This window comes from Roseateles sp. P5_E1 (genome assembly GCF_054049335.1).
In genome coordinates, this window is the sequence record NZ_JBFUMN010000002.1 from 39,632 (window position 1) to 51,889 (window position 12,258).

General features: G+C 67.2%; 6 protein-coding genes. 5 read left to right on the plus strand and 1 reads right to left on the minus strand.

Annotated features, from left to right (window positions below):
- Positions 1 to 11 precede the first annotated feature (11 nt).
- Entirely contained in the window at positions 12 to 923 is a 912-nt protein-coding gene (locus tag ACXJKJ_RS02895; RefSeq protein WP_457389044.1) for a LysR substrate-binding domain-containing protein, read from the plus strand.
- Here ACXJKJ_RS02895 and ftsY read toward each other — a convergent pair.
- Positions 886 to 2,010: a signal recognition particle-docking protein FtsY gene (gene ftsY / locus ACXJKJ_RS02900; RefSeq protein ID WP_457389045.1), complete on the minus strand. Its 1,125-nt coding sequence runs from the start codon at positions 2,008 to 2,010 to the stop codon at positions 886 to 888. The genes ACXJKJ_RS02895 and ftsY overlap by 38 nt on opposite strands.
- Positions 2,011 to 2,122: 112 nt before the next feature.
- Here ftsY and ACXJKJ_RS02905 point away from each other — a divergent pair, with 112 nt between their 5' ends.
- The 4 genes from ACXJKJ_RS02905 (at position 2,123) to ACXJKJ_RS02920 (ending at position 12,206) form a co-directional block, all read left to right on the plus strand.
- Positions 2,123 to 6,016 (plus strand): beta-galactosidase, encoded by a 3,894-nt coding sequence (locus tag ACXJKJ_RS02905; protein WP_457389046.1) that lies wholly within the window; start codon positions 2,123 to 2,125, stop codon positions 6,014 to 6,016.
- A gap of 20 nt (positions 6,017 to 6,036) precedes the next feature.
- Complete coding sequence (gene bglB / locus ACXJKJ_RS02910) at positions 6,037 to 7,200, plus strand: beta-galactosidase BglB (RefSeq protein WP_457389047.1); 1,164 nt, start codon at positions 6,037 to 6,039, stop codon at positions 7,198 to 7,200.
- A 627-nt stretch (positions 7,201 to 7,827) separates the two neighbouring features.
- Complete coding sequence (locus ACXJKJ_RS02915) at positions 7,828 to 9,483, plus strand: MFS transporter (protein ID WP_457389048.1); 1,656 nt, start codon at positions 7,828 to 7,830, stop codon at positions 9,481 to 9,483.
- On the plus strand, positions 9,480 to 12,206 hold the full coding sequence (locus tag ACXJKJ_RS02920; protein ID WP_457389049.1) for an exo-rhamnogalacturonan lyase family protein: 2,727 nt from the start codon (positions 9,480 to 9,482) through the stop codon (positions 12,204 to 12,206). Before ACXJKJ_RS02915 ends, ACXJKJ_RS02920 begins: the two co-directional genes overlap by 4 nt.
- The last annotated feature ends 52 nt before the right edge of the window (positions 12,207 to 12,258 follow it).

The window sequence follows — 12,258 nt, forward strand, 5'->3', positions numbered from 1 at the left end:
GCCCTCGCGCCATGCCCAAGCCTTTTTCCAGCCTGTCCGGCCTGCTCGACTTCGAAGCGGCCGCCCGCCACGATGGCTTTCGCGCGGCGGCAGTCGAGCTGCACAAGACGCCGGCAGCGTTGAGCCAGCAGATCAAGCTGCTGGAGCAGTCCCTGGGCCTGGCCCTGTTCGTGCGCCACCCGCGCCATGTCGCCATCACGCCGGCCGGGCGCGCGCTGGCCGCGAGCGTCACGCGCATGGTGGGCGAACTGCGCGAGCAGGTGCTGGCGCTGCGCGAGACGCAGGACCCGCACACCGTGCGTGTATCCAGCACGCATTCGCTGACGATGAAGTTCCTGGTTCCGCGGCTGCATGCGTTCACCGCGACCCATCCGGCGGTCGACGTGCGCGTGCAGGCCAGCGACCAACTCGCCGACCTCGACGGTGGGGGCTGCGACATCGCGCTGCGCTACCAGGCTCTCGACAAGATGGGGGAGCCGCCGCTGTATGCCGAGCAGCAGGTCGTCGTCTACAGCCCTGCCCTCACGCCCAAGCCCGCGCCACTGGCCGAGCTGCTGCGCCAGCCGCTGCTGCACGAGGAAGGGGGGCTGCAGGCCTGGCAGCGCCTGCTGTCGCGCGAGGGGCTGGCCGCGCGGCGGCATCTCGATTTCTCACGCAGCTACAGCCATGGCGGGCTGCTGGTGCAGGCTGCGGTGGCCGGGCTGGGCGTGGGCCTTGTGCCGTTCGCGCTCGCGGCCGAGGACCTGGCCCAGGGCCGCCTGGTGCTCGCCAACTGCGCGCCGCTGGCTTCGGCCTATGGCTACCGGTTGCTGCGTGGTGCGGCCCGCGTCGGCGCGCCGGCCGTCGACGCGTTCGAGGCCTGGATCCGCACGGACTTCGAGCGGCTTACTCCAGCAGCGCCCGTGCGAACTCGCGCGCGCTGAAGGTCTCGAGGTCTTCCAGCTTTTCGCCCACGCCGATGAAATAGACCGGCACAGGCCGCTCGCGCGCTATTGCCGCCAGCACGCCACCCTTGGCGGTGCCGTCGAGCTTGGTGACGATGAGCCCGGTGAGGCCCAGCGTTTCGTCAAAGGCCTTGACCTGGTTCAGCGCGTTCTGGCCGGTGTTGCCGTCCACCACCAGCAGCACCTCATGAGGCGCACCTTCCTGGGCCTTGTTGATGACGCGCTTGATCTTCTTCAGCTCTTCCATCAGGTGGAGCTGCGTCGGCAGGCGGCCGGCGGTGTCGGCGATGACGACATCGGCACCACGAGCGCGTCCGGCATTGACGGCGTCGAAGGACACGGCAGCGGGGTCGCCGCCCTCCTGGCTGACGATCTCGACCTTGGCGCGGTCGGCCCACACACCCAACTGCTCGCGCGCCGCGGCGCGGAAGGTGTCGGCAGCCGCCAGCAGCACCTTCTGGTCGGCTTCGGCAAGATGGCGGGTCAGCTTGCCGATGCTGGTCGTCTTGCCGGCGCCATTGACGCCCACGACCATCATGACAGTGGGCGTGTGACGGCCGACTTCCAGGCCCCTTTCCAGCGGCGACAGCAACTCGGTGAGCGCGTCGATCAGCAGACCACGCACGGCCTGCGGGTCGCTGGCCCGGGCGTCCTTCACGCGACGCTTCAGGTCATCGAGCAGGAACTGCGTGGCCTTGACGCCGGCATCGGCCATCAACAGGGCTTCTTCCAGCTCCTCGTAAAGCTGGTCGTCGATCTGGGTGCCGGTGAAGACGCCGGCGATGCTGCCGCCCGTCTTGCGCAGGCCGGCACGCAGCCGCTCCATCCAGCTCTGGCGCGGCGCAGCGGCGGGTTCGGGCGCCCTCGGCGGCAGGGCGACGGGCAGCGCGGGAGCCGGCGCGGCGGGAACGGGTGCTTGGGGCGCGGCGACCGGTGGTGCAACTGGCTCGGGAGCGGCGGGCGGAGGTGGCGGGCTGGCGGGCTTGGTGACCCAGCCCTCGGGCAGCAGGGTGGGCGCCTCGTCGGGCACCGGCGCCGGCGCCGTCTTCTTGAAGAAACTGAACATGGGGGGCATTCTCGCCGGCCCAGACGAAGGCCCCTTTCTCGCACGCGCTTGATTTTTTGGCGGCGGCGAACCGGGTGACACTGAATCAGGCTCCCCGCACTCCCGGTCCGCTATGCACGCTGCCTTGCCGTTTGCCCCGTCGCCCCGCTCCGCCAGCTGGTGGGCCGCGCTGTTGCTGTGCGGGGCGATCCAGGCGCAGGATCTGCCGGGCCAGCAGGGGCCCACCGCCGTCAGCACGCCGGCGCAAGCGACGTCCCCGGTGGCAAAAAGCGAGCGAACCTATCTGATGTCGGCCTTCATGGCCACGTCGCAAAACACGCTGAGCCTGTTCAGTTCCAACGACGGCGTCAACTTCACCTCGCTGGGCTCGGAGGTCTACACGCCGGCCAGGGAGCTGCTGCGCGACCCGTCCATCATCCGCGCGGCGGACGGGCTGTACTACATCGCCTACACAACCAACTGGAACGGCTCGACCTTCGGCATCGCCAAGTCGGCCGACCTGAAGAACTGGACACACGTTGCCGACGTGCCGGTGACGCTGCCGGGCAATGATCAAAAAGTAAGGAATGTCTGGGCGCCTGAATGGTTCCGCGACAGCGACGGCAGCTTGAAGCTGGTCATGAGCCTGTCCAAGACCGGCACGCAAGGTCCGTTCGGTGCCTATACCGTGAAGGCGCTTGACGCCAGCTTCACGAAGTTCTCCAACCCCGTGCTCATGCAGGGGCTGGAGAAGAACTACATCGACACCTTCGTCATCCAGCACGAGGGCCGCTACGTCGCCTTCACGAAGAACGAGACGACCAAGTTCATCGAACTGGCCACCGCGCCGTCGCTGGACGGACCGTGGACCTTCCAGAAGACCGGCGACTGGGCCGGCTGGGGCGGCCCGTCGGAAGGCCAGGCGCTGGTACCCATCAAGGGCGGCTGGCGCATCTACTTCGACGACTACACGACCAAGCGGTACTGGTACTCCGACAGCTTCGACGGCCTGCAGACCTGGACGGCCAAGAAGGAGCTGGGCGGCGTGTCGGGCACCGTGCGCCACTTCACGGTCATCTCCGAAGAGACCGCGCAACTGGAGCGTGCAACGGCACCCAAGGCCAAGCCCAAGGCCATCGCCTGGGACCGCCACTCGCTGATCATCGACGGCAAGCGGGAGATGATCTTCGCTGGCGAGTTCCACCCCTTCCGCCTGCCCTCGCCCAGCCTGTGGCGCGACGTACTGCAGAAGATGAAGGCGTCGGGCCTCAACGCCGTGTCGCTCTACTTCAGCTGGGGCTACCACTCGGCCAAGCCGGGCCACTACGACTTCACCGGCGTGCGCAACATCGAGCGCGCCATCCAGATGGCGGAGGAGGAAGGCCTCTACGTCATCGCCCGCATGGGGCCTTATGTGAACGCCGAGCTGACGGCCGGCGGCTTCCCGGGTTGGCTGCTGCGCCAGCGCGCCGAGGCCCGCACCGACGCGGCCGAGTACCAGGCCGCAGCGGATGAATGGATGACGCAGATCAACGCCATCCTGGCCCGCCACCAGATCACCAACGGCGGCGGCACCGTCATCGCCTATCAGTTGGAAAACGAGCTGTTCGCGGTGAACCCCAAGAACATCCGCCACATGCAGCACCTGGCGGACAAGGCGCGCGCCGACGGCATCACCGTGCCGCTGTTCCACAACGCCGCCTCACGGCTGCCGGACTGGACGCCCAAGAACTCGACCGCGCCGTTCGCCAACCCCGGCCCGACCGACCTCTACGCTTTTGACGGCTATCCCGGCGGCGTCTGCGGTGTGGACGCCCAACCCGGCACGCCGGCACCGGCGCCGGACTGGGGCATCTACGGCAAGAACTTCCCCAAGGTCGGCTCGCTGGCCTCCCCCAACACGCCGGGCTTCGTCGCCGAGATCGGCGCAGGCTGGTTCGACTACTGGGGCTCTAACGGCACCTACGAGTGCACCGCCCAGCGCCAGGGACCGGGCTACCAGCGCGTGTTCTACGGCAGCAGCCTCATCAACGCGCTGGCCATCCATTCCATCTACATGGCCTATGGTGGCACCAGCTGGGGCTGGCAGCCGGGGCCCATCGTCTACACGAGCTACGACTACGGCTCGCCCATCAGCGAGGCCCGCGTCATGCGCGACAAGGCGCTGGTGCTCAAGCAGATGGGCGGCTTCGTGCAGGCGGCCACACCGGTGCTGACGCAGATGGACAAGGGCGAGGTCCTGGACTCGAGCAATGCCAAGGTCAGGCTGTATCACAACGTCAATCAGGCGCTGGGCAGCCATGTGCTGCTGGCTCAGCACAACGCGCTGACAGGAACTGAGGCGTTCAGCTTCAAGCTGCAAACGCGTGACGGCAGCTACCAGGTGCCGCAGGCCGGCAAGCTGACGCTGACCGGCCAGGACGCCAAGATGCTGCTGGCCAGCTACGCACTGGAACACCAGCACCTGGTCTACAGCACGAGCGAGCTGCAGGCGCAGTTGCAGCAAGGCGCCCGTGATGTGGCGCTGTTCTACGGCCGCAACGGCGACGACGGCGAGACCGTGCTGCGCTATGCCGCCAGGCCGACCGTGAAGCTGCTGCGCGGCCAGACCCAGGTGAACTGGGATGCCAAGCGCGGCGACCTGCGGCTGAACTACCAGCACACCGGCCTCATCGAAGTACTGATCAGCGGCGCCGGGCGTACCCCCTTGCTGCTGCTGATCGCTGACGAAAAGACGGGCCAGGAGTTCTGGCGCCTGCAAGCGGTGCTGGTGCGCAGCCCGGCCCTCGTCCGCACGGCAACCGTAGAGGGCAAGACATTGAAGCTGAGCGGCGACACGACCGCGCCCAGCGCGCTGCGCGCCTGGGTGCCCGATGACATCACCGGCTTGAGCTTCAACGGCCAACCCATCGCCACTTCGGCACAAGACTTCAGCCTCGCCGCCCGCACCGCCCTGCCCGGCCCGGACGCTGTTCTGCTGCCCGACCTGACCCAGCTGGCCTGGACGCGCCGCTTCGACTCCCTCGAAGCCACTCCCGGCTTCGACGACAGCGCCTGGCGCAAGGCCGACGCGGGCGCCTCGGCCGCCAATGTCTACACCGCGCCCGACAAGGGCCAGCCCGTGCTGGCCATGAGCGACTACGGCTTCCACCACGGCGACGTCTGGTACCGCGGCCGCTTCGCAACGAGCGACACCAAGCCGCTGCAGCTGGAACTCTTCTTCGGCGGCGGTGGCGCCGGCATGATCCAGGTCTGGCTGGACGGCAAGTTCATCGGCCAGCAGGAGCACGACACCGGCCGCCCCTTCCCCGAGACGACCGACACCTTCAAGCAGTTGCTCAAGGACCTGCCCGCAGGCGAGCATGTGCTGGCCGTCGTCGTGCGCAACAACTCGCACAACTGGGACCTGTTCGCCGATGACGTGCACAAGGAGGCGCGCGGCCTGATCTCCGCCTCGCTCGCAGCCAAGGGCGGCCAGCGCTTCGGCACGCCCATCGCCTGGAAGATCCAGGGCAACAAGGGTGGCGAGGACATTGCCGACCTCGTACGCGGTCCCATGAACAACGGTGGCCTGCACGGCGAGCGCATGGGTTGGCATCTGCCGGTCGACGCGACGAAGCCGCAGCCCGGATGGGAAGCGACCAGGCCAGGCGCGGCGCCTTCAGCGCCAGGCACGGAATGGCTGCGGACGAGCTTCAAGCTGGACCTGCCGGCCGGCCACGACGTGCAACTGGGCCTGGCCTTTGGCGACACCAGCAAGCCGCGCTCCGAGGTCGAGAACCGCGCGCTGATCTTCGTCAACGGCTGGAATATGGGCCAGTTCATCGCCCACATCGGCCCACAGCGCGTCTTCGTGCTGCCGCCGGGCATCCTGAACCCGAACGGCGAGAACACGCTGACATTGGCCGTCACCACCGACGGCCAGCCGGCCAACGCACTGGAGGCCGTGCGCCTGGTGCCGCTGGCCGTCGCTCGCGGCGGCGTACCGTTGGAGCCGGTGCCCCAACCGCGCAACCTGCAGCGTTGAATTCACATCGAGACAAGACCATGCCCAACCAGATCCTCAAGCCCGTCGACTCCTCGCGCATCCACCCGCTGCTGGCCCACCACACGGCCGGCCTCGGCGCGGACCGCGACGACATCCGCGGCGCCATCGATCGCCTGATCCACAACCTGGTCAACATCGAGGACAAGGACGGCAAGTTCCTGCTGCGCCTGGACGACGGCCGGGTGCTGGACACCAAGGGCTGGAACGGCTTCGAGTGGACGCACGGCGTGGGTCTCTATGGCGTCTACAAGGTCTGGGAGCTGACCGGCGACCCCAAGGCCTGGAACATCATGACGAGCTGGTTCGAGGCCCGCTTTGCGGAGGGCATGCCCAGCCGCAATATCAACACGGTGGCGCCCTTCCTGACGCTGGCCTACCTGTTCGACCGCACCGGCGAGCGTCGCTTCCTGCCCTACATCGATCGCTGGGCCGAGTGGGTCTACAACGAGCTGCCGCGCACCGAAGAAGGCGGCTTCCAGCACATCGTCTACAACAGCGTGAACCACCAGCAGCTGTGGGACGACACGCTGATGATGTCGGTGCTGCCGCTGGCCAAGTTCGGCCTGCTGCTGAACCGGCCGCACTACGTCGAGGAGGCCAAGCGCCAGTTCCTCATCCACATCAAATACCTGGCCGACCGCAAGACGGGGCTGTGGTTCCACGGCTGGACCTTCGAGGGGCGGCACAACTTTGCGAATGCGCTGTGGGCGCGTGGCAATTCGTGGGTCACGATCGTCATCCCAGAGTTCATCGAGCTGTTGAACCTGCCCGAGGGCGACGCCTTCCGCCAGTTCCTGATCACGACGCTCGAAGCGCAGGTCAAGGCCCTGGCCCAGTTCCAGTCACCATCGGGCCTGTGGCCCACGCTGCTGGACGACCCGACGTCCTACGACGAAGCCGCCGCGTCGGCCGGCTTCGCCTACGGCATCCTGAAGGCGGTCCGCAAGGGCTACCTGCCCCAGTCCTATGAAGCCGTCGGGCTGAAGGCGGCGCTGGCCGTGCGCAGCAAGATCAACGACGCGGGCGAGCTGACTCAGGTGAGCTTTGGCACGCCGGTGTTCAACACGCTGCAGGAATACAAGGACATCCCGCTGACGTCGATGCCGTTTGGGCAGGCGATGGCTTTGTTGGCGATGGGCGAGTTGTTGGTTCGCTTCATCTGATTCGATTGCTATGCGCTGCTTTGGGTTTATGGCTAGGCCCAGCCGGGGGTTCGTCCCGGCGGCCGACCTACTTTTTGCGCCGCCAAAAAGTAGGCAAAAAGCTCTCCCCTGCGAAACCGCCCCTGCGGGGTCCCCTGCGATGCTCGAAGCCCGRGGCTCGCGCAGAACTCACTTCGCTACGCTGCGTTCAGACAACTGCGCTAAGTCAGTTGTCGAAGCGTGCTTCGCACGCGCCTCGGGCTTCTGCGCTTCTCGGCGGTTTAGAAGGGGAGGCTCCGAACAGCCCCAACAGCCAAACCCGAAATCCGGGTGGTGGATGTATTTCTGTCTGCCCCCTTTTAGCCCCGCCGAGGAACGGAAGACCCGAAGCCCGTTCGCGCAGCGAACCTCAAGAACTGACTCGCGACGCCTGTTTGAGCAGAGCGTAGCGACGCGAGTTCGGCGCGGGGCTTCGGGGCTGAGTACCGCAGGGGACCCGCAGCGAAGCGTAGGGCGGGGCGGTCAGGGGGGAGCTGTTTGGTTACTTTCTGGCGGCCCAGAAAGTGACTCGCCTGCGGGGGCGAAATCCCCGCACCACTCGCAGCAGAAAACAAGAGCAGCTGAGACAAGCGCTCAAAGAGCACAGACATGACAACCCGAAACCTCCACCCAGCCGCCAAAGAACCCACCTGGATCAACTACTGGGGTTGGGGCAGCGGCGACATGCTGGGCGCCGGCGCCCAGGCCGTCATCACCGGCTGGCTGTTCTATTTCTTCACCACCTTCTGCGGCCTCAGCGCCGTCGACGCGGGACTGATCCTCGGCCTCCCGAGACTGCTCGAAGCCATCACCTGCCCCCTCATCGGCTACGTCTCCGACAACCTGCGCCACACCTGGGTGGGCCGCAAGATTGGCCGGCGCAAGCTCTTCCTGCTGATCACCATCCCGCTGCTGCCCAGCTTCGCGCTGATCTTCCGCACCGGGCACACGTTCACCTACTACCTGCTTGCTTTCATCTTCTTCGAGCTGCTGTACACGATGTTTCTCATCCCCTGGGAGACGCTGGCGGCCGAGATGACCAAGGACTACAAGCGCAAGGCCAAGTTCGCCGGCGCCCGCATGATCGTCGCGCAGAGCTCGGCCATCCTGGCCTCCTACCTGCCCACGCTGCTGATCAGTCAGTTCGGCGGCAAGGACTCGCCCGACACCTTCTTCTGGATGGCAGCCATCTTTGGCTGCATCTTCTCGGTCGTCGTGACGATCGTCGTGTTGACGACCTGGGAGCGCCCCTACGGCACGCGCGAACAAGCGGTCATGTCGCAGACCTATGGCGGCGTGACGCTGAAGGCCGCACTGGCCCTGCCGGTCAAGATGTTCGGCGACCTGTTCTCGACGCTGAAGATCCGCGCCTTCCGCCAGCACCTGTCCATCTACCTGGGCGGCTACCTGTCGCAGGACATCTTCAACACCGCCTTCCCCATCTTCGTGGCGACGGTGCTGATGGGCGCGACCCTCGTCATCTCGCAGCTGATGACGGTCATGTACGTGGCCCAGCTCATCTCGGTGATGGTGGCCATCCAGATCGTCATCCGCACCGGGCCCGTGCTGGCCTACCGCCTCGCTATCTCGCTGTTCGGCGCAGCGCTGTTGCTGTACCTGGGCTTCTTCCTGGTGCGACCCGAGGGCTTCGACGCCGGCTTCAAGGCGCTGGGCACCAACCTCTTCACCGCGCTGAACCCGGCAAGCGGCAGCTTCAGCCTGGTGTTCTGGATCTTCGCGCCCATCGTCCTCGCGGGCCTGGGCCGCGGCACGCTGAACTTCGTGCCCTGGTCGGTCTACAACTACCTGCCCGACATCGACGAGGCCGTCACCGGCCAACGCCGCGAGGGCATCTTTGCCGGCGTGATGACGTTGGTGCGCAAGATGGCCCAGAGCGCGGCCATCATCGCCAGCGGCTGGATCATCGACCTGGGCGGCTACATCTCGCCCAAGAGCCGCCCCGGCGAGGTCATCGTGCAAAGCCCCGAGGCCATCCAGACCATCACCGGGCTGATGGTGGGCGGGCCCCTCTTGATGATGCTGTTCGGCCTGATCGCCTCCTGGACCTTCCGCCTCAATGCCAGCACGCATGCCGTCCTCGTCAACGAGGTCGAGCGCCTGCGCAGCGGTGCGACCGAAGCCGAGACCGATGACAGCCGCCGCATCGTCGAAGACCTGACCGGCTGGCCTTACGACCGCCTGTGGGGCCGCGGCAGCGGCCACGCCGCCGACTCCTCGCTGCAACCTCTGCAAGCCCGCCCATGACCGACTTCAGCCGCCGCAACTTCTTCAAGACCGCGTCCCTGCCTCTGGGTCTGACCGGCTTGGCCACCACCGCCGGTGCTGCATCGGCGCCCGCACCGACCGTCGCCACGTCGGACGACCTGCTCGGCTTGCGCTGGCTGGATGGCACCGCCCCCGCGCTGGCGCTCGGCGCCACGTTGGGTCTGCCCTGGCCGCGCGGCCAGCACAGGAAGGATCAGGCCTTCCACGCGCTGGACGCGCAGGGCAAGCCACTGGCCTTGCAGACCTGGCCGCTGGCCTGGTGGCCCGATGGCTCGCTGAAGTGGACGGCGCATGCGCTGCCAGCCGGCGTCGATGCCGGTGCCCAGCCCAGCATCCGCCCGGGCAAGGGTGCTGCCGCCGCAGGTGCCACCGTGAAGGTGCGCGAGGAGGCTGACTTCATCGAGGTCGACACCGGCGTCATCCGCTGCAGGCTGCCACGCCAGGGCGCCAAGCTCATCCAGGGCATCGAGCGCGACGGCCGCGAGGTGCTGGGTTCCTGCACCCTCATCGCCCAGACCGACGACAAGCCCGATGCCGAGCAGGGCGCCGTCACGCAGACCGCCTTCCAGAGCCGCATCGCAAAACTGACCGTCGAGCAGACCGGCCCGGTGCGCGCCGTCATCAAGGTCGACGGCCAACACCGCAGCGCCGCCGGCCGCGAATGGCTGCCCTTCTCGGTGCGCTTGTATTTCTACGCCGGCGCCGAATCGCTGCGCGTCATGCACACCTTCGTCTTCGATGGCGACGATCAGAAGGACTTCCTGCGCGGTATCGGCCTGCGCTTCGACGTGCCGCTGCGCGACGCCCTCTACGACCGTCATGTGCGCTTTGCCGGCGAATCCGGTGGCCTGTGGGCCGAGGGCGTGCGCAACCTGACCGGGCTGCGCCGCGACCCGGGTGCTGTCGTGCGTGAGGCCCAGCTGGCCGGCCGCGCCACGCCGCCGGTAGCGCAATGGGGCACGCAGGTGCGCCAGCTGCAACATCGCATCCCCGCCTGGGGCGACTACTCCTTAAGTCAGCTCAGCGCCGACGGCTTCCAGATCAAGAAGCGCACCAAGGCCGGCCATGGCTGGATTCCCGCCGCCTTCGGCAAGCGGGCGCCAGGCAGCGGCTATATCGGCGGCGCCACCGGCGGCGTGGCCTTTGGCCTGCGCGACTTCTGGCAGCGCCACCCGACGCAATTGGACATCCGCAATGCCCACACCGACGCCGCGCAAGTGACGCTGTGGATGCACTCGCCCGAGGCGCCGGCCATGGACCTGCGCTTCTATCACGATGGCCTGGGGCAGGAGACCCACGAGCAGGAGCTCGAAGGCCTGGAGATGACCTACGAGGACTACGAGAAAGGCTTCGGCACGCCGGTGGGCATCGCACGCAGCAGCGAGATCACGCTGTGGGCGCTGGCCGCCACGCCCACGCGCGAACGCCTGGTGCAGATGGCCGCCGCAGTGCAGGCACCGCCGCAGCTCGCCGCATCACCGCAGCGTTATCTGGCGGCCGGCGTGTTCGGCAAGCTGTGGAGCCTGCCCGACCGCAGCACGCCGGCGCGCCAGAAGATCGAGGACAAGCTGGACTTCCTGTTCGACTTCTACAAGAAGGAGGTCGAGCAGCGCCATTGGTACGGTTTCTGGGATTACGGCGACATCCGCCACACCTACGACAGTGACCGCCACGAGTGGCGCTACGACGTCGGCGGCTTCGCCTGGGACAACTCGGAGCTGTCACCCGACCTGTGGCTCTGGTACGCCTGGCTGCGCAGTGGCCGCGCCGACATCTTCCGCTTCGCCGAGGCCATGGTGCGCCACACCAGCGAGGTCGACATCTATCACGCCGGCCGCTTCCAGGGCCTGGGCACGCGCCACAACGTGCAGCACTGGGGCTGCAGCGCCAAGCAGGCGCGCATCTCCACGTCGGCCTATCGGCGCTTCTACTACTACCTGACGGCGGACGAGCGCATCGGCGACGTCATGCGCGAGGTGCTCAGCGCCGACAGCAAGATGGACGAGGTCGACCCCGTGCGCAAGATAGCCGGCCGCGTCGACAAAGGCCCCTGGCCGGCGCGCATCGGCTTTGGCACGGATTGGGGATCGGTCGTCGCGAATGTGCTGACCGAGTGGGAGCGCACCGGCGACGTGCGCTGGCGCAACAAGCTGCTGCGCGGCATGAAGGGCATCGCGGCCATGCCGCACGGCTTTTTCACCGGCAGTGGCGGCTATGAGCCCACGGGGCCGAACGAAGGCGCCTTCCACAACGTCAGCGGCGACAAGCTCAGCGCCAGCCACCTGAGCGCCGTCTTCGGTGCCGTGGAGATGATGGCCGAGCTGGTGGAGCTGATCGATGAGCCCGAGTTCAAGCAGGCCTGGCTGCAGTATTGCGAGCTCTACAACGCGCCGCGCGACCAGCAGGTCAAGGCGCTGGGCGCACCGCACGGCGGCGGCACTGTGCTGAGCGTGGGGCATTCGCGCCTGTCCGCCTATGTGGCAAAACAGAAGCAGGACAAGGCGCTGGCCCAGCGCGCCTGGCGCGAGTTCTGGGCCGACGACCCGCGCGGCCACAAGACGCTGAAGACGACGCGCATCGCTGGGCCGCTGGCTTTGAACCCGGTCGACGAAGCGCCGTGGATCAGCACCAACGACACAGCGCAATGGGGGCTGGCCGCCATCCAGAACCTGGCTCTCATCGGCGACCAGCTGACGGACTGACATGGCTGCAATGATTTTTGCCACAGAGGCACAGAGACACAGAGGAACAAAG